Below are 21700 nucleotides of genomic sequence, written 5' to 3'. Positions count from 1 at the left end.
AGAGCACTGAATAGTTAGGAAGCACAATGGCAATTGGCGATGTCAATATCACCGTGGTGGGCAACATGGTTGCCGACCCCGAACTGCGATATGGCCCCAGCGGGGCAGCAGTAGCGAATTTCCGCATTGCTTCGACCCCGCGCCGCTACGACTCGCAGAGCAATCAGTGGGTTGATGGCGATGCGCTCTTCCTTCAGTGCTCTGTGTGGAGGCAGGCAGCCGAGAATGTCGCGCAGACCCTTACCAAGGGCATGCGCGTGATCGTCACTGGCCGTTTGAAGCAGCGCTCCTACCAAACCCGTGAAGGTGAAAACCGCACGGTAATGGAGCTGGAAGTTGAAGAAGTCGGACCTTCCCTGAAGTACGCCACCGCGCAGGTGGACCGTAACTCCCGTGAAGGCGGCGGCAACTTCGGCGGTCAGCGTTCCGGCCAAGGCAGCAACCAAGGCGGCCAAGGTGGCCAGGGTGGCTTCGGCAACCAGGGTAACTTCGGCAACCAGGGTGGCTTCGGCGGCCAGAATGCTCAGGGCGGTTTTGGCGGCAACAACCAGGGGCCGGTGAACGACCCTTGGAACAGTGCGCCCCAGCAAGGCGGCTTTGCCGGAGACGATTCGGAACCCCCGTTCTGATCGCCTCGCTTGTACGAGAATTCCAATAACAAACTTTTCCACCGGCCCTGCGTTGCGCAGGAGCGGTGATCATCACGAAAGGCAGGGATCATGAAGCTGATCCTCACCGCCGACGTTGACAAGCTCGGTGTCGCAGGCGACATCGTCGAGGTCAAGAACGGCTATGGACGTAACTTCCTGCTTCCCCGCGGCCTGGCTATTGTGGCTACCCGCGGTGCTCAGAAGCAGGTTGAGGGCATCAAGCGCGCCCAGGAAGCTCGCGCCGTGCGCGACCTGGAGCACGCTAAGGAGCTCAAGGAAGAGCTGGCAAAGCTCGAAGGCGTTGAGGTGCCGGTGCGCACCTCCGAGAAGGGCAAGATCTTCGGCTCCGTGAAGTCCGAGGCTATTGCCGACGCAGTGAAGAAGGCAGGCGGCCCGACTCTGGACAAGCGTTCCATCATCGTGCCGAAGAACCTGGTGAAGCAGACCGGTTCCTACACCGTGGACGTCAAGCTGCATAGCGACGTCGAAGCTTCTGTGAACTTCAAGGTCGTTTCCGCCTAAGCTTTTTAGGCTTGACGACGCCCACGCAGCGCCATGCTGAGCGTGGGCCAATGACAACAGCGCGAAGAGAGCCTTCCCCTTTGATGGGGGAGGCGCTTTTCATATCTACCCCCTGTGGATAACTTTGTTGGTCATTTGCCCAGTTCGCGGAAACACTGTTGAAAAGTGCTTTGTCAAACCGCCAGTTGAGCGGGGTTATTCACAGACCTTCAAGTGCCACTTGAGGGTCGTGGAGAGTTTATAAACAGGCTTTCAAGTGGGGAAACGTGGAAAACGCCAGGTCGCAAGGAGGAAGATTCCACAGGTTCTCCACAAGGGCTGTGGAAAACTACTGGGGAAAACGCGAAAGTATCCACAGAGCCCTGTGGATAACGTTGCGTCGAAAAGCTCTTGGGCTTTCCGGCGATCGGGGGTCGTACACCATAATGGAGCGCATGAACGCCGCAGCTACGCACCAAGCAGAACGTCACTTGGCAACGCCGCTGGAAGACTACGCGCTGCTCTCGGACCTCCAAACCGGGCCGCTGGTATCGCGCGAAGGAAGCGTGGATTGGCTCTGCCTGCCCCGATTCGACTCGCCCGCCGTCTTCACCTCCATTCTAGGCACCCCTGACGACGGACGTTGGAAAATGGGCATCCGTGGCGGGGCGGTGAGCTCACGGCGCTACCTGGACAACACGTTTATTCTGGAAACGATCTGGGAAACGCCCACCGGCAAGGCGCGCGTGCGCGATTTCCTACCTCCTTCCTCGGTGCAGGCGGATCTCATTCGCAGCGTAGAATGCTTAGAGGGCGAGGTGACGGTGACGCACGACCTACGCGTGCGCTTCTCCTACGCCCGCGCCCTGCCCTGGTTCCGCAGCGCCGAGGTGGAAGAAACCGGCGAAGAAGTGCTGCTGTGTACCGCCGGTCCCGACGGCCTGATGATCTCCGGGCCCAAACTCTTTGACACCACCGAGGCGGACGAGGACCACACCGGCGGCGCCGTGGTGCCGCGCCTGGTGGGAGATTTCGCCCTGAGCGAGGGGGAGTCCCTGGCGTGGTCACTGACGTGGTTCCCCTCCTGGCAGTCTGTGCCCACCCCCGCCGAGCCCCAGCAAGCCTTCGAGCTCACCTACGATTTCTGGACCAATTGGCTAGCAAACTTTGAGGTGGATTCGCCCTGGAACGATGTGGTGACGCGCTCGCTGCTGGTGCTGCGCGCCCTCACCCACTCCGATACCGGCGGCATCGTCGCTGCCCCCACCGCCTCTCTGCCGGAGGATTTCGGCGGGGTGCGCAATTGGGACTACCGCTACACTTGGTTGCGCGACGCCGCCCTAACAGTGGAAGTGATGGTGAGCCACGGCTTCGTCCAGGGCGCCACCGATTGGCGCGACTGGCTGCTACGTGCGGTGGCTGGGGATGTGGAAAATCTGCAGATCATGTACGGGCTCGGCGGTGAGCGCGAGTTGGCAGAACAGGAACTGCCGCACCTGAAGGGCTACGAGAACTCCACGCCGGTACGCATCGGTAATGGCGCTGCTGGGCAGTACCAGGCGGACGTCGTGGGCGAGGTGATGCTGGCGCTAGCAAGGCTGCGTGACGCCGGATACCCCGAGGACGAGTTTTCTTGGGGCCTGCAAAAGCGGCTCATCGAGTACACGATTAACAATATTCACCGCAAAGACCACGGTATTTGGGAAATGCGCGGCGAGCTGCACTATTTCACCCACGGCCGGGTGATGATGTGGGCGGCCTTCAACGAGGCCATCCGCGCAGTGGAGCAACATGGTCTGGACGGGGACGCTGAACTCTGGCGCTATCACCGCGACGCGCTCTATGACGAAATCATGGCGCGCGGCTTTAACGCCACCCTGGGCAGCTTCACCCAGACCTACGACAACACCGAGGTGGACGCCTCACTGCTCCAACTGCCGCACACCGGCTTCATCGCAGCCTCAGACCCGAAAATGCTCGGCACGGTAGCGAAGATTGAGCAAGAGCTTGTCGACGCCCACGGCTTCGTCTACCGCTACCGCACCGAAGGGGGCATGGATGGAATCGAGGGTGACGAGTACCCCTTCCTCATCTGCACCTTTTGGTACATTGAGCAGCTCGCAGCCTCCGGGCGCTTGGAGGAGGCTTGTGATCGGATGGATCAGCTCGTTGGCATCGCCAATGACATTGGGCTGCTTGCCGAGGAATACGACCCAGCGTCCCAACGCCTCGCCGGCAATTTCCCCCAGGCCTTTTCCCACCTCTCGCTCATTCGCGCCGCGGATGCCATCGCACAAGCAGAAAGCAAGAAGCAGTGACCAACCCCAGCTTTGACGACGACTACTTCCCACCAGAACCACCCGCCGACGATGCTCCAACACCGCGTGGTCCTGCCCGTGAGGCACGTCGGGAGCCACAGGACATCGAGGCGGAGCAGAGCGTACTGGGTGCCATCATGCTCAGCCCCCACCTGGTGGCGGACATCATTGAGCTGCTGCGGCCTGAGGATTTCTATCGGCCAGCCCACCAGATGATTTATGAGGCGATCATTGATCTTTACTCCGATAACAAGGAGATCGATGCGGTGATCGTCACCGGCCAGTTGGATCGCCGCAATCAGCTTGAGCGCGTCGGCGGCGCGCCTTATGTGCATACGCTCATCTCCTCTGTGCCCACCTCCTCCAATGCCCGCTACTATGCCGAGCTGGTGGCGGAGAAGGCGCTGCTGCGCCAATTGGTGCATGCGGGCACGCGCGTGGCACAGATGGGCTACGAGGGCACCGAGGGGGCGGAAGTTGAGCAGGTGATTGATCTTGCCCAGCAAGAAGTGTTCAAGATTGCCAAGAAGAACAAAGCCACCGACTACAAGTCGCTTTCGGAAATCTCCGAGCCCACCATGCGCATGATTGAGGAGATCGACGCTCAAGGTGGCCTAGCCAAAGGCGTGCCCACCGGCTTCGCGGACTTGGATCAGCTCACCAATGGCTTGCACGGCGGGCAAATGATCATCGTTGCTGCGCGCCCCGGCGTGGGCAAATCGACCCTCGCCTTGGACTTCGTACGCTCATGCACCATCGATCAGGGCAAAGCCGCAGTGATCTTTTCCCTGGAAATGAGTTCCGAGGAAATCGCCATGCGCCTGTTCTCCGCCGAATCTGAGGTCAAACTTTCCGATATGCGCGGCGGCCACCTTAATCAGGAGCAATGGACCCGCCTGGTGGATCGCGTTGGGCGCATCGACCAAGCACCGCTGTTTATTGACGATTCCGCCAACCTCACCATGATGGAAATCCGCGCGAAAGCGAGGAAGCTTAAGCAGGATCACGACATCCAACTGATTATCCTCGACTACCTGCAGCTTATGAGCTCCGGCAAGCGAGTTGAATCGCGCCAGCAGGAAGTTTCCGAATTCTCACGTCAGCTCAAGCTTTTGGCCAAGGAACTCGACGTGCCACTGGTGGCGATCTCGCAGCTCAACCGTGGCCCCGAATCCCGAACAGACAAAAAGCCCCAGGTGGCTGACCTGCGTGAATCGGGTTCGCTGGAGCAGGATGCCGACATGGTCATGCTCTTGTACCGCCCCGATTCTCAGAACACCGACGACGAGCGCGCGGGCGAGGCAGACATCATTTTGGCCAAGCACCGCGGAGGCCCCATCGGCACCGTATCCGTGGCGCACCAGCTCCACTTCTCGCGCTTCGTGAACATGCCTCGCGGCTAGGGGCGAGCTAGCCGCCGGCTAGTGCTGGGTTAGGGGCGCTCGAAGTGCTCCTTGCGCCCCAGGCGGTGCAGGCGCAGCCACTCCATAAAGCCCTTGGGGTCGCGGCGCTGCACAAGGAAGAACCAGCCGAAGCGGGCATACTCCTGCGGCAAGAGGCGGCGCATGCCCGGCTGATTCATCAGGTAGCCGCGATTGCGGTAGGTGAAAAAGCGCTTGCCCGGGTGATCCGGGTACTGCGTGTGCATGCGCCCGCCGAGGATCGGCTTGAACTCCTCTGAGCCGTCCGGATGCAAATAGGCGGTGCGAAGGCAGGTGCCAAAAGGAAGGCCAGAACGAACCAGGCGACGGTGATACTCCACCTCATCACCACGAATGAACAGGCGGAAATCTGGTACACCCACGCGCTCCAAGGCATGCGCGGAGAACACCGCGCCGTTGAAGAGCGAGGCGATGCCTTCCAGAAGATCGTCCTCAGGGTGAGCAGGATCCATGAGCTCGTGGCGCTGACGGCGCCACTCCAAGCCACGGCGCAGGGGGAAGGCAAGGCGCTTGGGCTGCTCTAAGTTGCAGACGACGGGGGAGACGGACTCCAAGCCGTGGCGCTGTGCGCACTCTAGCAAGGTGGCGAGCACCTCCGGGCCTTCTGGGCGCCCATCGTCGTCGGCGCACCACACCGCGTCTGCGCCCAAAGCGAGCGCGTGCAAGAAGCCATAGGCGAAACCACCGCCGCCACCCAGATTGTGCTTGGAGGGCAAGTACACGCCGCGTTCGCCAGCGTGTTCCACCACCAAGGCCTCCACCTGCGGATCATCGCCATTGTCCACAACGATCACCCAACGGACGGGGTGGGATTGTTGAGCCACCACCTTCAGGGAATGGGTGAGGAGCTCGGGGCGGTTGTGGGTGACGATCACCGCTGCGATGGCGTCAGTGGGCTTCAAGGGCATGGTTAGGCTCCCGGCTTCGATTGTTCAGCTTGTTCTTCGGCGATGCGCTGCTGCAGGCGGCGGACGTGCTCTCCGGCCTTGGGTCCCTCATAGGCCTCCACGATCTCATCGACGGCACCAGCCTGGCGGATTTCGCCGTGGTCCACCCACAGGGCTGTGTCGCAAAGCTGCACCAGGAAGTCGTTGGAGTGGGAGGCGAATACGAGGATGCCGGAACGCTTCACCAAGTCTTGGAGACGATTGCGCGCCTTGGCCATGAAGGCGGCGTCGACGGCGCCGATGCCTTCGTCGAGAAGCAAAATCTCCGGTTCGATGGAGGTCACCACGCCAAGTGCCAGACGAATGCGCATGCCGGTGGAATAGGTGCGCAGGGGCATAGAGAGGTATTCGCCAAGCTCGGTAAACTCTGCGATTTCGTCCATCTTCTGCTTCATCTGCTTGCGCGTTTGGCCGAGGAACAGGCCGCGGATCACGATGTTCTCATAACCGGAGATCTCTGGATCCATGCCCACGCCCAAGTCAAAAACGGGTGCCACTCGGCCGCGCACATGTGCGGAGCCGCGGGTGGGCTCGTAAATGCCAGAAAGTAGGCGAAGGAGCGTGGACTTACCCGCGCCATTGTGGCCGACCAATCCGATGCGGTCGCCCTCGCGCAGGTGAAGATTGACGTTCTTGAGCGCCTCCACCACCACGGTATTGTCCTGATTGCGCCCGATCGCGCCACCGGCCGCACCCAGGAAGGCCTTTTTCATCGAGCGCGATTTAGCGTCGAAGATGGGGAAGTCGACGCAGGCGTCGTATGTGTCAATGGAAACCATGAGCTACTCCTTATTGCCTGTTCGATTAAACCCAGTAGCTGACGCGGAAACGCCAACGTCGCATAGCAAGCATGGCCAGGAACAAACCAACCACCGTGCAAATGCCCACCACGATCCAGTTTTCCCACTCGATCGGTTTACCAATCAAGGGGTCGCGGATGATCTCCATGTAGTGATACAGCGGGTTGAGCTTGGCAATCGCCGCGCGCTCAGAAACCGCACCGCCCTGCTCGTAGAGGGTCTCCGTGGTCCACACAATGGGGGTGACGTAGAAGAGGAGCTGAGTGAGCGCCTCCAGCAGGGGAGAGAAATCGCGGTAACGCGTAGCAACGATGCCGAAGAACATGGACACCCACACGCCGTTGACGATCAGCAGCGCCATCGCAGGAACCACGAGCGCCAAATCCCAACCCAAAGGACGCGGGAAAATGAGCATGAGAATCGCCCAAATCACCATGTTGTGCGCCAAGAAGAGCGTCTGCTTCCACACCAGGCGATAAACGTGCACCGATAGCGCCGAGGGGAGCTGCTTAATCAGGCCCTCATTGGCGATAAAGACTTCCGAGCCCTCCTTAATGCAGCCGGCGATGAAGCCCCACATGATCAGCCCCACGGTGACGTGCGGTAGGAACTCAGCCACAGGAATCTTGAACAGTACCGAGTACAGCAGACCCAGCGCCAGTGCCATCACGCCGGTGGCAATGGTGATCCACAAGGGGCCGAGCACGCTGCGTCGATAGCGCTGCTTGATGTCCTGCCAGCCCAACTGGAGCCAGAGTTCATGCTGTGAGAAGCCATAGCGCAGGTCACGCCAGGCGCTTGCCAAGGTTTGCGAGCGCGAAGGCTCCGGCTCGCCGTCACCCGAACTGGTGATCCTGGCGATGGTGGCCTCTAGTGTTTTCTCAGATTTGTCCTGCACAACGTTCTAGGATAGTCCGGATGGTGCGCGGATTGAATACGACAGGCATACTAGAACGGCACAGTTGCAGCAGAGCTGATCACGCGGATTTTTGCGGTTGCTTGCGGATTTTTGCGGTTGCTTGAAGGATGCTTGAGAGAAAGGGAGCGGCAGAGATGGCAGTTGATGTAGCTCGGATCAGGGGTTTGTACACCTCGCTGAGCGACGGCTGGACCTATCTCGATGCACATTTGCAGCCCCAAATTCCCGAGCGTGTCACGGCCGCCGCCGCCCGCGCTTTCCGCAGCGCTCCTACCTTGCCGCGCATGGAAGCGCCCCTGGAGCAGATGGGCACGCACGCGAAGGTGGCGGTGGCTCCGGCTGCGCATGGCCGCGATATGTTGCTTTCCGCCCGCCGCGCCGTTGCGGATCTGTGCGATACCACTTCCGACGCAGTGGTTTTGGGCCCCAGCCTTCCCGTCTTGCTCAGCCGCTTTTCCCGCGCCGTCCGCCCCCTGTTGCGCCGGGACGCCACGGTGGTGTTGTCTCGCGCAGATTCGCGCCCCATGACCCTTGACGCGCCCATTCGTTGGGCTGAGCCCGACCTTGGCACCGGCGAGGTCCCGAGCTGGCAGTTTGGCGGACTTGTCGACGGCTCAACGCGCCTCGTAGCCATGCAATCCGGTGCCGCCCAGGTGGGCACCATCCACAGCCCAAGTTTGGTTTCCCAGTACGTTCGCGGGGCGTCGAGGGCTTGGATGCTTGTCGACGCCACTCCCACCGTCACGTACCGCAGCGCCCGTCATGAGGACCTGGGCGCCGACATTGTCGCCCTGGATGGCCGCGCCTTCGGTGTGCCCGGCATCGCGGCCCTGGCGTTTCGCGATTACACGATGTTCCCGCGCATAGAAGCCGCCGCCTTCATAGAAGACTGCGCCCCCTCCCTCGCGGCGGCCCTGGCCTCTGCCATCGACCACCTGGCCGACCTGGACGAATCGGCGCGCGGTACTCGCCGCAATCGCCTTGCGCAATCGGTGGCCGCCTTGGGCGAATACGGTGAGCAGCTCAGTGCCGCGCTCGTAGAGGCGCTGCAATCCATGCACAAGGTGCACGTGTTCGGTGTGACCGGAGAGCTTGCCGCCGGAGCTGACGTTGATCGCTTGCCGACGGCCACGTTCGCCATCGACGGCGTACCCGCCTCCACTATCCAGCAGCGCCTGCTGACCAACGGCCTCGTGGCCGCCGTAGCGGGATCCGATCCACTGCTCGAGGCGATGGGGTTGTCCGACACCGCCGGTGCCATCACCTGTGCACTTGCCCCTTATAACACAGTGTCGGACATTGACCAGCTCGCTCGCGTGGTGGCGAGCTTGGCCTAAGCGGCCTTGAACATTAGACGCTCAAGACGAGCTTGCCGGTAACTTCACCACCCTTGAGCATCTCGTGCGCGCGCTGCGCCTGCTCCAAGGGTAAGACGGCATGAATGTGGTGCTTGATCGTGCCGTCTTCGAGCAGCGGCCAAACATTCTCCACGGTGCTTCGCACAATCCGAGCTTTGTCCTCCAATTCACGAGCACGCAAGGCCGTGGCCGAGATGGTGCCACGCTTGCTCAGCAGACGGCCAATATTCAGCTCGCCCTTCACACCACCCTGCATACCAATGATCACCATGTGACCATCCTGAGCCAAAGCCTTGACGTTTTGATCCAGGTACTTGGCACCAATGATGTCCAAGATTCGATCGCACTGGTTCTTCAACCTCTCCGCGAAATCCTCCTCCTTGTAATTGATGAGGATGTCCGCGCCGAGCTGCTTGCAGATGTTGAGTTTTTCTTCCGAACCCGCGGTCACCGCCACCTGTAGACCCAGATGCTTAGCCAATTGGATAGCGAAGGTGCCAATACCGCCGGCACCACCGTGGATGAGCAATGTCTGACCCGCCTCCAGGCCGGCGAGCATGCCCATGTTGGACCACACCGTGCACGCCACTTCCACCACAGACGCCGCCTCTTCAAAGCTGTAGCCATCCGGAATGGGCATGAGTTGACCTTCCGGCACCGCCACGTACTCCGCATAAGCGCCACCGGCGAGCAGACACGCCACGCGTTCACCCTGAGCCCGGCCGGTATCTCCTGCGTCCTCAATGACGCCTGCACACTCCAAACCCAGGACCTCCGAGGTACCAGGAGGGGGCGGATAGTGCCCGGCCGCCTGAAGCAGATCCGCGCGATTTACGCCGACCGCCTTCACCTTCACCCGAACCTCTCCCGGCTTGAGCTGCGGTTTCTCCGCATCTGTGAGTTGCAATTGCTGATCGTCAAGCACTTCAATAGCTTTCATAGCACCCACGTTAAAAGAAAATGAGCGTTTGGGGTACAATTTGAGCCTGTTCGCTTCAATGCGAGCCGCTGGAGGTATGGCAGAGCGGCCGAATGCACTGGTCTTGAAAACCAGCGTTGGGAAACCAACCCAGGGTTCAAATCCCTGTGCCTCCGCACAATGAGATCCCCCGCTAACCTGGTGTTTTGCCTGGTTGGTGGGGTTTTCTTGGATGGTGTGGGGTGGTGTCATGGTGGGGGCTGACACCCCACACACGTGGCTACTTCATGGCTGTTTGCTAGGTAGAAACCGTGTTCTGAAGGAAAACGGGTTCCCACTCATAGATTCGTGGATCCGTAGCGCTGAGTTTCTCTACATGCCTGGTTTCTTTCCAAACAACGTAAGAAGTAAGACCTTCATACTCGGGATCATCAGGAGGTAATAAGAAAAACGCATCCGTTTCATAGCCCTGTGCGCTAATTCTGGCACTCGGGAACTCATGACAGACAAGCTCAAAAGCTTCTTCGTCGCGTTCCCAGAGCATGACATGCGAGCTGATTGGCTTGGAAGCCTGGGTAATTCCATAGGAACCGGCCGGAAACTCCGTCTCAAGTTTCGCCCGAACCTCAGCTCTACGAAGCGCAATGCGCCCGGTATTGCTGTAGGGGTGTTTCCGCAACGCATACGCATGCACAAACCAGATACAGTTTTGCTACTACCGGGGGCATTGCCTTGATCGGGTTCTTCATCCTCCACTCTGAGCCTTAGATCTGGGAAGCTACTCCCGCGTAACAGGTCGCCACTCGCCCCATAAGATCCAACAGCTTGAATTGGGCGATAAGAGCGGCTCGAGCGCAAAATGTTCCAACTAGTTGCTCGGCGGAAACTCCCCTGTGCTGCGAACTTTCTGGGAGTCCTCGTCCCATTCGAATACCACGGTGGTGTATCCACTTGCCTCGGCGTTGGATTCACCTTCCTCACGGAATCGGTAAGTGACAGCGATCGTCGCATCGTTGATGCGGTTAATTTCCGGTGCAAAGCTGTAGATGTGCTCGGTAGCGGGTCCGAGGAACTGGCCGTTGTGGAACAATGCCACTTGCATGGGGGTTGACACGGTTCCCCTGCCCAGCGGAATCGCTATATAGGACAAGGTGGCGCAGGGATTTTCCTGATCCACACGGGCGAGTTCGAGAGGCCAGGCCTGGTTGTTGAGCTTGGGGAGCTCCTCCGCGTGCTGTTCAAGCGATTCCATTGGAACGTTTGCGCTGCAATCGTCCGGGGATTCGGTAGCGGTGGTTACGCCCGATTCCAGCTTTTTACCCGAAACGATATCGCTCGGATCAATGCATCCCGCGAGGCTAAAGCTCAGCAATGTGCTCAGCGCGATACCGGGAATGAGTCGCGAATGGATAAAGCTCGGCATGGTGCACATTGTATTGCACCTGCCGAGCCATCGGAGCACTTCTATTCGCTGAGGCCCTTACGACGCCCCATCACCATACGGATATTCCACAGCAACTGAAGTCCAACCCCGGTGCAAACGGTGAAAAGCACCACATTGAAAGCCGTCGCAGAGGCGGAGTCCAGCGCATCAGCGGCTTCGAACAGTCCAGTGAAACCCGTCGATTGCTGCACAGCAGAACTCAAAAACGCCATCTTCAAGAACAGATACACCCACGCAAGCACGATCAAACCTGTGCCGATTGCCCACATGAGTGAGCTGCTGCGTTGTCGGCCGGGCGCAACCGGGAACCAGTTGGTGTCAAATTGCAGTTGCTGCCGTGGTGCCGGGTTCCAGCCCTGCTGCGCAGGGGCGTTCATTGCGGCGATCTCCCGGAGGCGAGAGATATCAAGTGAGGTGCGGGAGGCGTCGTCAAGCTCTGCATCGTAAACCGAACGATTACTGGGATTGCCGAGAATCGCGCGGGCAGTACTGAGCTTGTCCTGCTCCTCAGGGGAGGCTGTGATGCTCAGACGCTGAGACAGAAGCTGCGCAATAGTGGAGGAATCAGCAGAGCGGTCGAGGTTGAGGTCTTCATAGAGGTCGTATTTCATGGAAAATCCTTAGCAAGGGTCAGAAAAATCGGAATTGTTGTTCAGCGAGCGAGCATTGCCTCCGAATTTGGCTTTAGCTTGACAGAGCGCCGCGACGTCCCTGCCGTAGGAGTAATAAATCGGATACACGTAGCCGCCGTTGTAGTTGCCGCGCAGGGAACTGCACGCGCCCGGCTTTGTGTACTTCGCGCCGGGATACTTAGCGAGGGCCTCGCTCAATTTCGAGTCAAGATCGTCGTATTCGTACTGGATCACTGATTCCAGGATCAAGATGTACTGGCCATTGCAGGCAGGAGATTCTGCGGCTTGGGCGAGGGTGCTGTTTGTTTTGGGTTTGGGACCTTCATCGCATTGCACCATGAGTTGGCGGAATCCGGCTGGGGCTCCCAGGTTCTTGATTGTGTCGGAGTTGAAGCAGTGGTAGCCATTTACCCGACCATCGCTGGAGATGATCTGCCAGGATCCTTCCCAGTGAAAGTGACCAATACGTTCAGTGCCGTCTTGGCCGGCGACAAGCCATTCTCCATCGCAGTACACCACCTTGTTGATCCATCCCTTTGCCTCATCGTCGTGGATTTCTCTCAAAGAACAACGATCCTGGGTATCGGGGGCTGCCTGTGCGGTCTCAATTACTTTTTCTGTTTCGGTGGCTGAGTTCGCGATCGTTTGCGTTGCAATCGGCGTCGCTTCATCGGTAGTAGGTTCGCTTTGACCTTTCACCAGCAACCAGACCACCGCAACTCCGAGGATTGCGACGATCGCTACCAGCGCCAGGATCGGCGCTCGGTGCGTGTTCTGGGGCCGAGGGTTGCCCCATTGTTGGTTGGTCATGAATGTTCCTTCAGTGTATTTTCCCGCAGTTGAGCGTAGCTATTCCTCTCACCGACCGGGAGCAAACTGGGACTCCGCGCCCGAACTGGGTTATGTTAAAGGCGTAAACTTTACAGTTGTGTGGGGCTGGAAGTGGATGATCTCGCCGAATCCTTCGCGGGTTTGGCTCAAGCCTTCAGCCCCCGAAAGTGGGAACCATGAACAAACTCAACGCCGCGCAACTTCAAGGCGCCCGCAACCGAATCACCGTCTCCCCGGACCTCATCCGCAGAATCGCCACTCTCCTCGGCTACGCGGATCTGCCCGCCACCAGCAGCGTTGCACAGCTATTCGACGTCACCGACGCCCTCGAACTTCTACTCATCGCCCAACTTGGCGAAATGGAAATCTCACCAACCGAAGCCGCCCGCAGTGAAGCACGACAAGCAAAAGAAATCCTCGACCGAATCGTCAGCGGGCAGGTGAAAACCCGCCCCGAAATCCATGCGGACCTGCCCTCCGAAACGGTGGTGCTCCTCAGAATGGGCCACCCTCGCCTGTGGGGTTACGCGGTGCGCCAACGCTTGCCCGAGGATGCCAACCTCGCGGTGCCCAAGAGCTTCCACCGCGACACCACTGGCGACTACACCGATCCCCTCGAGGCCTGGATGGGCGTTCACATCACCGATGCAGTAAACCTTTCCGAACTCGAGACCCACAGCGATGAAGTGCCCATCGACGAAGACCGGTACCAGCGCTTGCGCCTAGGCATGTCACTCGCCGACGACTACCGCCAAGTATGGAGCTCCGCCCGCGGACACTGGTCCATCAGTCCCGACACGACCTACCTCGTACCCTCCCGCTACGGCTGGTGCCCCTATGTCTACCGGGTCACCGACTGGCGACGCGACAGCTTCGAAGGCCACCGCGATCGATTCATGGCCACCCGCGGCTACTACATCGACCTCAAGAACAACCGCCGCATCGACCTCGGAGCCCCCGACCCGAAGGACGCCTGGCTCCCTACCGCCGAACTCTCCCAAACGCCACTTACGTCCCGCGACATCGAGGTAGCCAACGCAATCACCAACAACGTCATCGCGTTGGGGCCGAGCCAGAAGAACCCCGTCATTAGGCTGCGACAAAAAGGCCGCCACCTGTTCTGATCGATCCGTCACTGAGAACCGCACAGTCGGCCGGGTGTGCAGTTTCCCGTGGCGGTTGGTGCTTAGGGGCAGGTGTTGGTGTCTGATTGACATGGGAACGTGCACGGTCGGGCAGTTTCCCGTGGCAGTTGGTGGCTGGTGATCTGAATAGATGTCACTTTGACATGGGAACGTGCACGGTCGGGCAGTTTCCCGTGGCAGTTGGTGTCAGAGGGGGTGAGCCGGTGTCACTTTGACATGGGAACCGGCACGGGCGGAATTAATCGGCGTGCCAGGCGTCGATGCCGCCGCGCAAGCTGCGCAGTCCTGCGATTCCTTGTTCGCTGAGCAGAAAGTACGCCTGTTCCGAGCGGATTCCCGCCTGGCAATACAGCACGGCGTTCTCGGGGACGCTGGCTCCGCTTTGAATGGCAGAGAGGGGCACGTTGAGGGCGCCGGGGATGTGGTGGCGGGTGTATTCGTGGGGTTCGCGGACGTCGATAAGCGGAAAATCGGGTTTGGTCACTGTGGGGGCGTGGGGTTGTGAGGTGGGGGCGGAGTGCAGGACGTGCTCGAGGATCGCCGGTGAACTGCGCAAAGGGACAAAATCCCAGGTTTGCTCCAAGGATGAGTAGTAGGCGAGCCGGCCGGTGAGCGGGGTGCCGAGCCCGGTGATGATCTTGATGGCTTCCATCGCCATTGCCGAGCCCATGATGCCCACCAAAGGGCCGAGCACGCCGGCCTGGGCGCAACTTGGGACGGCGCCGGGAGCTGGGGGTTCGGGGAAGAGATCCTCATAGATGGGGCCGTGACCTGCCCAAAAGACAGATAATTGTGCGTCGAAGCCGAGGATTGCCGACCAAATGTGGGGAATGCCTCTGCGGGCGCACGTGGTCGACACGATGTGGCGAGTGTCGAAGTTGTCGGAGCCGTCGATCACCAAATCGCCCCTGATCAGATCCATGGCTTCTGGCCACCGCAGCCGCTGATGCACCGCTTCGATGCGTACGTCAGGGTTCAGTGCCAACAGCGCCTCCCGGGCTGATTCGACTTTGGGTCGCCCCACGTCAGCCGTCTTGTGCAGCACCTGGCGGTGCAGATTTGATTCGTCCACTACATCATCGTCGATGATGGTGATTCGGCCCACGCCGGCGGCCGCCAGGTATTGAAGGGCGGGGGAGCCGAGGCCGCCTGCACCGATGGCGGTGACGTGGGCGTCGAAAAGCTTCTGCTGGCGGTCGCCGATCAAGGCTTCTTGGCGCGCGTACCTCATTCGATGCCCACCCATTGGGTTCGACCGTCGCTGAGGTGCTGTTCCTTCCAGATGGGAACTTCGGCCTTGACGGCGTCGGCAACGGCCATGGCGGCGTAAAACGCATCGTGGCGGTGCGCGGCGGCGGCGACCACCAGAAAAGCGGTGTCGCCAATCTGCAGCGCCCCCGTCCGGTGAACCGCGAAAATGCGGGTGTTTGGATGCTGAGAAGCGATCCGCTCCACAACCGCGCGCATCACTCCAGCAGCGTTGGGGTGCGCGGTATAAGTGAGATCCGCAACCGGCTCGCCGCCGTCATGATCGCGCACCACGCCGTCGAAGGTGACCACCGCGCCCATCGCGCGAGTGGCCGTGAGTTCGCGCGCCTTGCCCGCGTCGATCGGGTGATCCGTGATGAACGCGTCAATTATTCCGGCCTGCGCCTTCACGTAGGCGGGGTCATGGCCCTCATGCGCCTGACCTGCAGCGGTGTCCACAATCGCACCGAGCAGCGGCTCCAGCACCGCCATCCCGTCCTTCACACCCCCGTGGCTTCCCGGCAACGTGCAAACGAACGTCCGCCCTGCCATCCCTGCTACACCCCGCGACAGCACCGCAAACTTCGTGTTCCGTAGCCCGTGCTCCCAAATGGCATGCATCACTCCCGGCATTGGCCGATCAATGTACTTTTGCACAGCCTCCACGGTCTGATCGTCCGGGCTGATACCCGTCCCACCCGTGGTAATTACAACATCTGCTCCAAGCAGCTTTTCGACGCCCCCGCGCACCTCCCTATCCGCCACCACTAAAGGATCTGACGTTTCGAAACCTTGTTCCCTTAGCCACTGTACCAGTAGAGGTCCGGTGGTGTCTTGGTATGTGCCTGCCGCTGCTCTGGTGGAGGCCACCAAGACCCGAGCTGTGCGCATTGCTACTCCTTGGGAATTGACACGGATATTTCCATTCCAATCTAACGATATGCTGCAACGTATGGAGATCCACTATTTCGCAGCAGCAAAAGCAGCCCGGGGTGTGGGCGTCGAGCACCTTGAATTTGGTGGCACGCTGGAGCAGCTCATCGAGCACCTGGCAGCCCAAAGCTCGCTGAGCACCGACAGCGGGCTAAGTCTTGCAGACGTGTTTGAGCGCTGCACCTTCCTGGTGGATGGTGCAAATGCTGATCAGGGCGTGGACGTCAGCCAGGCGGAGCGGGTAGACGTGCTGCCGCCATTCGCGGGAGGCTAGTGATCGATTGCGTCCCAGGCGGCTAGGAGGCGATCAGTTTCCTCATCATCGGTGACCGTGATGCGCACGCCCTCGGGAAATGCGCGCACGATGACTCCCTGCTCAAAGAGCTGCTCGGCAATCCGTTGACCGTCGGTGGTTTCAAGCCAAACGAAGTTCGCCTGCGAACGAGGCACGCCGAGGTGGTCGGCAACGCGGTCGCGATTGCGCACAACGATTTCCGTGCGTTCCAACAGTTCCTGTTGAGCCTCAAGCGACGCCAGCGCCCCTGCCTGAGCGGCGACGTTCACGCCGAATGGCAAGGCCACGCGATTCAGTGCGTCGATAATTGCCTCTTGGCCGAAGGCGTATCCCACGCGAACGCCCGCCAAGCCGTAGGCCTTAGAGAAAGTGCGAAGGCCAATAAGATTCGGGTGATCCGCCAGCAATTCGGTAGAAAGAGGCGTGTCTTCAACCCGCAAGTATTCGGTATAGGCCTCGTCGAGAGCGATGACTACATCGCTGGGCACCCGCTTAAGGAAGCGCTCGAAGGCTGCCTTTGATACCTCGGCGCCGGTGGGATTATTGGGATTGCACACGAAAATGAGCTTGGTGTTGTCCGTGATGGCGTCGGCCATCGCATCGAGGTCATTGGCGCCGTTGTTGTCCAGGGGGACCGGGACGGCCGTAGCGCCGGTGACCTGCACAAAAATTGGATACGCTTCGAAAGAGCGCCACGGATAAATCACCTCATCACCGGGGCCTGCGGAAATCTGAACGAGCTGCTGACACAGCGCCGAAGAGCCCACACCGACGGCTACCTGTTCCCAACTTAACCCCAGAGAATCCGCCAAGGCAGTACGCAGCTTCACGTTGGCGATGTCTGGATAGCGGTTCGCCTCCGCCGTCGCGCGAGTCATCGCCTCTGCAACCCCAGGCAGGGGAGGATGGGTGACCTCGTTGGACGAAAGTTTCACAGCCTGAGGCGCATCCTTGCCCGGCATATACTTCGGGATGCCGCCAAGATCCTTGCGGATGTGGAAACGCTGACTGGACTGTTCAAGATTCGACATGCAAGCCATTCTAAATGCTTCGCGCCGTGTATTTGCTCATTCCCCCGGCGCGCTTGTAAGATCGTTCAAGGTTCTCACCATCGCGGTGAAGGAACTGCTGGAGACGTGCCAGAGCGGCCGAATGGGGCTCCCTGCTAAGGAGTTGTCTCGCAAGGGACCGCAGGTTCAAATCCTGTCGTCTCCGCCAACCTCTTCTTTTAGAGGAGGGTTTCACCGGGCCTGGTGAAGCATGCGCCCGTAGCTCAACGGATAGAGCATCTGACTACGGATCAGAAGGTTGGGGGTTCGAATCCCTCCGGGCGCACCAAACAATCCCCAGCGCGAGCTGGGGATTTCGCATTTGGCGGTGGGTTGGCCGGACTTAGCTCGTGGCTGCGAAGTTGTGCTGTGCAGTTTCCCATGCCGTTTGTGTGCATTGGGGTGGATTTGCGGTCGGATTGACATGGGAAAGTGCACAGGCCCGCGAAGTGTCGGCCGGTTAGACCCTTGAGAGTTCAGCAAACATCTAGCCTAACCACAGCCAGGATTCATCATTAAAGGCTAATCTGAGGGGCGATAGTGCGCGCCGTGGCTTGATGGATTTGGAAGGTTGGGAATGTCGAAAAGTTTTGCGCAGCAGTTGGTCGAGCACCTTGAGCAGCAGGGTGTTCGTAGAATCTACGGCCTTGTGGGAGACTCGCTGAACCCGATCACGGACGCGATTTCTAAGTCCAGCATCGAGTGGGTGCACGTGCACCATGAGGAGGCGGCGGCTTTCGCGGCAGGCGCCGAAAGTCTGCTCACAGGCGAGCTTGCAGTGTGCGCCGGGTCTTGCGGACCAGGCAATACGCACTTGTTGCAGGGGCTCTACGATTCGCATCGCAACCGCGCCAAGGTGTTGGCACTGGCCAGCCACATTCCCACCCCAAACATCGGCAGTGAGTACCACCAAGAAACGCACCCCACCAAGGTGTTCGAGGACGCCTCCGCTTATTGCGAAATGGTGCACAGCCCCGAGCAAGGCGCGCAGGCGCTGCATCATGCAATCCAGTCCACGCTGCTGGGCAAGGGCGTGTCGGTGCTGGTGCTGCCGGGTGATGTGTCCAAGTTGGACGCGGTGGATCATTCCTCTCTTGATGGCCGGTATTCCAAGGAGCATCCCACCCTCATGCCGCCGAAGTTGCAGGTAGAGGCGCTGGCGGAAGCCATCAACGAGGCCAAGACCGTCGCTATTTTTGCGGGCGTGGGCGCGGTCGAGGCTCGCGAGGAACTGCTGGAGCTCGCCGAGAAGCTCAAGGCCCCAATCGGGCACGCGCTTAGAGGAAAGATGGGACTCCAGCCGAATAATCCCTTCGACGTCGGCATGACCGGCCTGCTGGGCTACGGCGCCTGCCACGATGCTATCCACGAGGCCGAACTGGCCATTCTCATCGGCACAGACTTCCCCTACCGCGAGTTCCTCCCAAAGAATGTCGCCCAGATCGATGTGGACGGCACGAGGTTGGGACGTAGGACGTCGACAAGCTATCCCGTGCACGGCGATGCGAAAGTGACCCTGCAGCAGCTCCTCCCGCGTGTGGAGGCGAAGGATGACGCGTTCCTTCGCAAGATGCTCAAGGTGCATGAGAAGAAGAAGGAGCACGTGGTCAACGCCTACGCGCGCAGTGATCACGGGCAGGTGCCGTTGCACCCGGAGTTCGTGGCCGCGCAGCTCGACGAGGTCGCGGCGGCTGATGCGGTGTTCACGGTGGACACGGGCATGTGCACGGTGTGGGGCGCGCGCTATATCAATAATCCGGGTGGGCGCGAGCTGCTAGCTTCCTTCCGCCACGGCACCATGGCTAATGCCTTGCCGCAGGCGATCGGCGCGCAGCTTTCCCACCCGGACCGCCAGGTGGTGGCCATGTGTGGTGACGGCGGCCTGGCCATGCTGCTAGGCGAGCTGCTCACTGTCCGCCTTCACGAGCTGCCTCTGAAGATGGTGGTGTTCAATAATCAGACCCTGGGCATGGTCAAGCTGGAGATGATGGTGGAGGGGATGCCCAGCTTCGGCACAGACAACGGGATGGTGGATTACGCGGCGATTGCCAAGGGAGTGGGCATTCACGCCATCCGGGTCACACAGCCCGAGGAGGTCCGCACTGCGTTGGCCAGCGCCATGGCGCATCCAGGGCCCGTCCTGGTGGATGTGGTCACGAACCCCGATTCCCTTTCCGTCCCGCCGGACATCACCATGGACGTGCTCACGGGCTTTGCCAAGGCTTCCGCGCGCACCGCTTTGCAGGGCGGCTTCGGCGAGCTGCTGGATTTGGCCAAGTCCAATATCCGGAACATGCCTAGGTGATGCGGTAGGGCTTCAACGCTTCATTTAGCTTTTCGACGTCCAGCGCCGCCCCTTCCGGGTGCTTCAGCACCATGAGGGCCGGTTGGCCTCCGCCACGCAATTCGAAGGCGACTTGGCCGATATTGTGTGACGCAAAGACGTCGAAAAGCTTTTGCCTAGCCCGCTGAACATCGCGGTTGCTGCCGATGCCCGCAACCTCAAAGCTGGACGAAACAATATGAGGGGACACTAGATCCTTCCATTAAACGCCTGAAGTGCGGAGTCCTCGCGGGTGCCGCCGCGGCCATCACCATAATCGGCGTAATCCGCGATCCACTGAATCGATTTCACCCACTTCACGGCCTTGTAACCGTGCTGTGATTCAGCGCGAAGCCTAGCAGGTGCCCCCAAATGAACCTCCAACGGGTGACCATTGCGACGAATCGCCAAAATGGTGCGATCCTCCAGGGCGGTAGACGCCTCGATCACTGCATAAAAGGGCTCGCGGGGGCGATTGTCATACATCTGCTGGGCCAGACCATAGGACTCGATCAACACGTAGTTCGCGCCCTCGGGGCGAGGAGGCAAAAGATCCCGAAGGCGAGGGCCTTCCCAGCGCGATGTAGCCGACCAGCCCTGCATACAGGTATGCGTGGCGATGTAGCTAGCCTGCGGCAAAGCCTCGAGATCGGACAAGGTGAGCGAACGATCGCCCACCTGAACCCTATAACTTTCCCAATCGTCCGACTTTGCGGCGAGCCACTCCCGCGACTCCTCCTCGGTGGGCGGCAAACCGTTGGTCCAGTGGAACTGCGAAATGTCCGCGTCCGTGAAAGCGTTCTTTGGGGCAGCTTTGAGAGGGTTCAAGAAAAACTTGCGGCCCAGCTCAGTGAAAGGAACCAGGAAATGGTGTGCCCGAGCGCGATCCGCCAAGGTGAAGTAACTCAACGCGATCCAAAAAATGATCACCGCCGCAATGGTGAGCGTAATCGCGGTGAATGCCTGTGCATAACGAGCTGTGTCCACATCGCCAAACACCATGTGCACCAAATTGTGCTCTCGATGCACGGCAAACACCAGGGTCACGTGGATGATGATGAACACCGAAATGCACACCATGGAAAGGAAGTGCAGCGAACGCGCACCCTGATGGCCGCCGAGCATTTTGACGTACCTGGGAAAGCGCTCGCGGATAGCGGGGGACATCGCCACACCGGTAAACATCATCATCGGTGCAAACACGAAGATGACTGCCGAATATGCCAGCATCTGTAACGCATCGTAAGGCTGAAAATTCTCCAGGGAAGGCACACCAAAACCGGCGTAAATCTTCGCGGACTCCCAAGCATCCCCGAACACCTCCCAACTCGTAGGGACGATTCGGCGCCATAATCCTGTACTGAGGAGCAGAGTGACATACACGAGGCCGTTCAGTACCCAAAGCATCACGGCTGCGCCGTGCCAATGGCGTCCAAGGCCGACGTTTTCCCTGCCGGGCAGTGAGATGATCGGTGAGAGAGATTTTTCATCCATAAGCGAGGTGTAGACCCCCTCTTCCCGGGGTAACTCTCGCTTTGTGAATTTCAGCCACTCCTTGCCCGGGGCGCAATCATTGGACCACCAGAGGCGTGGCATTGAACTAAGGATCTCGAAGCCTGACCGCAAAAGCATGCCAATCAAGATGAAATTGATGAGATGTGTGGCTCGGAGCCACATGGGGAAATCAGGATTAATCCCCATTGCAACCTCCTTTAATAGGGGAGAGGTGATGTATTTAAGTGTATTCGCATATGTCGAAATAAAACGGGAAATAACGTGTTAATAATGTTTGGTTTATCACTGAAGGTTTTTTGGCTTGATGTCGGCCGTTTCCCATGTCAGTTGGGTGGGTAGATCTGCTGTTGCCGTCACTTTGACATGGGAACGTGCACGGTTTGGGTTTGGGTGTCGTGTTCTGTGTCGTTTCCCATGTCAGTTTGAATGGG

Annotated in this window: 20 protein-coding genes, 3 tRNA genes and 1 pseudogene; 11 read left to right on the top strand and 13 right to left on the bottom strand. The window is 59.6% G+C overall.

The window, feature by feature from the left end; all coding sequences use genetic code 11:
• The first annotated feature begins 26 nt into the window (after positions 1–26).
• The 4 genes from CGERO_RS10360 (at position 27) to dnaB (ending at position 4872) form a co-directional block, all read left to right on the top strand.
• Positions 27–629, top strand: coding sequence for a single-stranded DNA-binding protein (locus CGERO_RS10360; protein ID WP_123935678.1), 603 nt, complete (start codon positions 27–29; stop codon positions 627–629).
• Between the two features lie 90 nt (positions 630–719).
• Positions 720–1172 carry a 50S ribosomal protein L9 gene (gene rplI, locus CGERO_RS10355; RefSeq protein ID WP_123935676.1) on the top strand — a complete coding sequence of 151 codons (453 nt, stop codon included), beginning with the start codon at positions 720–722 and terminating at the stop codon, positions 1170–1172.
• Between the two features lie 434 nt (positions 1173–1606).
• A complete protein-coding gene (locus CGERO_RS10350; protein ID WP_245998832.1) occupies positions 1607–3469 on the top strand; it encodes a glycoside hydrolase family 15 protein in 1863 nt (620 codons plus the stop codon).
• A complete protein-coding gene (gene dnaB, locus CGERO_RS10345; RefSeq protein WP_123935672.1) occupies positions 3466–4872 on the top strand; it encodes a replicative DNA helicase in 1407 nt (468 codons plus the stop codon). The genes CGERO_RS10350 and dnaB overlap by 4 nt, the downstream gene beginning before the upstream one ends.
• A gap of 29 nt (positions 4873–4901) precedes the next feature.
• On the opposite strand, the gene glfT1 is transcribed toward dnaB, so the two are convergent.
• Genes glfT1 through wzm form a run of 3 tightly spaced genes read right to left on the bottom strand, consistent with a single transcriptional unit; the run spans position 4902 to position 7556 of the window.
• Positions 4902–5819 carry a galactofuranosyltransferase GlfT1 gene (gene glfT1 / locus CGERO_RS10340; RefSeq protein ID WP_123935670.1) on the bottom strand — a complete coding sequence of 306 codons (918 nt, stop codon included), beginning with the start codon at positions 5817–5819 and terminating at the stop codon, positions 4902–4904.
• 2 nt (positions 5820–5821) lie between these two features.
• Positions 5822–6637: a galactan export ABC transporter ATP-binding subunit Wzt/RfbE gene (gene wzt, locus CGERO_RS10335; RefSeq protein WP_123935668.1), complete on the bottom strand. Its 816-nt coding sequence runs from the start codon at positions 6635–6637 to the stop codon at positions 5822–5824.
• Positions 6638–6662: 25 nt separating this feature from the next.
• Positions 6663–7556: a galactan export ABC transporter permease subunit Wzm/RfbD gene (gene wzm / locus CGERO_RS10330; protein ID WP_123935666.1), complete on the bottom strand. Its 894-nt coding sequence runs from the start codon at positions 7554–7556 to the stop codon at positions 6663–6665.
• Positions 7557–7711: 155 nt separating this feature from the next.
• Between wzm and CGERO_RS10325 the strand changes: the two genes are divergently transcribed.
• A complete protein-coding gene (locus tag CGERO_RS10325; RefSeq protein WP_123935664.1) occupies positions 7712–8914 on the top strand; it encodes a PLP-dependent aminotransferase family protein in 1203 nt (400 codons plus the stop codon).
• Positions 8915–8927: 13 nt separating this feature from the next.
• Here the strand turns inward: CGERO_RS10325 and CGERO_RS10320 are convergent, their stop codons facing one another.
• Complete coding sequence (locus CGERO_RS10320; RefSeq protein ID WP_123935662.1) at positions 8928–9875, bottom strand: NAD(P)H-quinone oxidoreductase; 948 nt, start codon at positions 9873–9875, stop codon at positions 8928–8930.
• 70 nt (positions 9876–9945) lie between these two features.
• On the opposite strand from CGERO_RS10320, the gene CGERO_RS10315 reads away from it, so the two are divergent.
• Positions 9946–10030 (top strand) — tRNA-Ser (locus tag CGERO_RS10315).
• A 692-nt stretch (positions 10031–10722) separates the two neighbouring features.
• Here the strand turns inward: CGERO_RS10315 and CGERO_RS10310 are convergent.
• The 3 genes from CGERO_RS10310 to CGERO_RS10300 are packed head-to-tail and all read right to left on the bottom strand — an operon-like array spanning position 10723 to position 12740.
• Positions 10723–11277, bottom strand: a complete 555-nt coding sequence (locus tag CGERO_RS10310; protein WP_164470307.1) for an LppP/LprE family lipoprotein — start codon at positions 11275–11277, stop codon at positions 10723–10725.
• 41 nt (positions 11278–11318) lie between these two features.
• Positions 11319–11909: a hypothetical protein gene (locus tag CGERO_RS10305; RefSeq protein WP_123935658.1), complete on the bottom strand. Its 591-nt coding sequence runs from the start codon at positions 11907–11909 to the stop codon at positions 11319–11321.
• Positions 11910–11918: 9 nt separating this feature from the next.
• Positions 11919–12740: a hypothetical protein gene (locus tag CGERO_RS10300; RefSeq protein ID WP_123935656.1), complete on the bottom strand. Its 822-nt coding sequence runs from the start codon at positions 12738–12740 to the stop codon at positions 11919–11921.
• 197 nt (positions 12741–12937) lie between these two features.
• Here CGERO_RS10300 and CGERO_RS10295 point away from each other — a divergent pair, with 197 nt between their 5' ends.
• Positions 12938–13885, top strand: a complete 948-nt coding sequence (locus tag CGERO_RS10295; protein ID WP_123935654.1) for a hypothetical protein — start codon at positions 12938–12940, stop codon at positions 13883–13885.
• A 259-nt stretch (positions 13886–14144) separates the two neighbouring features.
• Here the strand turns inward: CGERO_RS10295 and CGERO_RS10290 are convergent, their stop codons facing one another.
• From CGERO_RS10290 to CGERO_RS10800, 3 genes and pseudogenes are all read right to left on the bottom strand, one after another.
• Positions 14145–15137 (bottom strand): ThiF family adenylyltransferase, encoded by a 993-nt coding sequence (locus CGERO_RS10290; protein WP_123935652.1) that lies wholly within the window; start codon positions 15135–15137, stop codon positions 14145–14147.
• Complete coding sequence (locus CGERO_RS10805; protein WP_377017616.1) at positions 15134–15613, bottom strand: molybdenum cofactor biosynthesis protein MoaE; 480 nt, start codon at positions 15611–15613, stop codon at positions 15134–15136. The genes CGERO_RS10290 and CGERO_RS10805 overlap by 4 nt, the downstream gene beginning before the upstream one ends.
• A 21-nt stretch (positions 15614–15634) precedes the next feature.
• Positions 15635–16045, bottom strand: a pseudogene (locus tag CGERO_RS10800) (MogA/MoaB family molybdenum cofactor biosynthesis protein); the annotation flags it as partial.
• Positions 16046–16106: 61 nt separating this feature from the next.
• Between CGERO_RS10800 and CGERO_RS10280 the strand changes: the two are divergent.
• Complete coding sequence (locus CGERO_RS10280; RefSeq protein ID WP_123936147.1) at positions 16107–16361, top strand: MoaD/ThiS family protein; 255 nt, start codon at positions 16107–16109, stop codon at positions 16359–16361.
• On the opposite strand, the gene hisC is transcribed toward CGERO_RS10280, so the two are convergent.
• Positions 16358–17413, bottom strand: a complete 1056-nt coding sequence (hisC, locus tag CGERO_RS10275; protein WP_123935648.1) for a histidinol-phosphate transaminase — start codon at positions 17411–17413, stop codon at positions 16358–16360. The two genes, CGERO_RS10280 and hisC, sit on opposite strands and share 4 nt — an antisense overlap.
• A 99-nt stretch (positions 17414–17512) precedes the next feature.
• Here hisC and CGERO_RS10270 point away from each other — a divergent pair.
• The 3 genes from CGERO_RS10270 to CGERO_RS10260 all read left to right on the top strand — a co-directional run bounded on the left by CGERO_RS10270 (position 17513) and on the right by CGERO_RS10260 (position 19736).
• Positions 17513–17600 (top strand) — tRNA-Ser (locus tag CGERO_RS10270).
• Positions 17601–17644: 44 nt separating this feature from the next.
• Positions 17645–17720 (top strand) — tRNA-Arg (locus CGERO_RS10265).
• A gap of 288 nt (positions 17721–18008) precedes the next feature.
• The gene (locus tag CGERO_RS10260) at positions 18009–19736 is read left to right on the top strand and encodes a pyruvate dehydrogenase (RefSeq protein ID WP_123935646.1); all 1728 of its coding nucleotides are present in this window, start codon (positions 18009–18011) and stop codon (positions 19734–19736) included.
• Here the strand turns inward: CGERO_RS10260 and CGERO_RS10255 are convergent.
• Together CGERO_RS10255 and CGERO_RS10250 are read right to left on the bottom strand one after the other, a co-directional pair.
• The gene (locus CGERO_RS10255) at positions 19729–19965 is read right to left on the bottom strand and encodes a hypothetical protein (protein ID WP_123935644.1); all 237 of its coding nucleotides are present in this window, start codon (positions 19963–19965) and stop codon (positions 19729–19731) included. The two genes, CGERO_RS10260 and CGERO_RS10255, sit on opposite strands and share 8 nt — an antisense overlap.
• Entirely contained in the window at positions 19965–21431 is a 1467-nt protein-coding gene (locus CGERO_RS10250) for a molybdopterin-dependent oxidoreductase (RefSeq protein WP_245998922.1), read from the bottom strand. The genes CGERO_RS10255 and CGERO_RS10250 overlap by 1 nt, the downstream gene beginning before the upstream one ends.
• Positions 21432–21700 lie beyond the last annotated feature (269 nt).

The sequence above is a fragment of the Corynebacterium gerontici genome (genome assembly GCF_003813985.1).
Taxonomy (GTDB): Bacteria; Actinomycetota; Actinomycetes; order Mycobacteriales; family Mycobacteriaceae; genus Corynebacterium; species Corynebacterium gerontici.
Note: the sequence above shows the minus strand (reverse complement) of the source record. Positions and strands in the feature narration are given on the sequence as shown.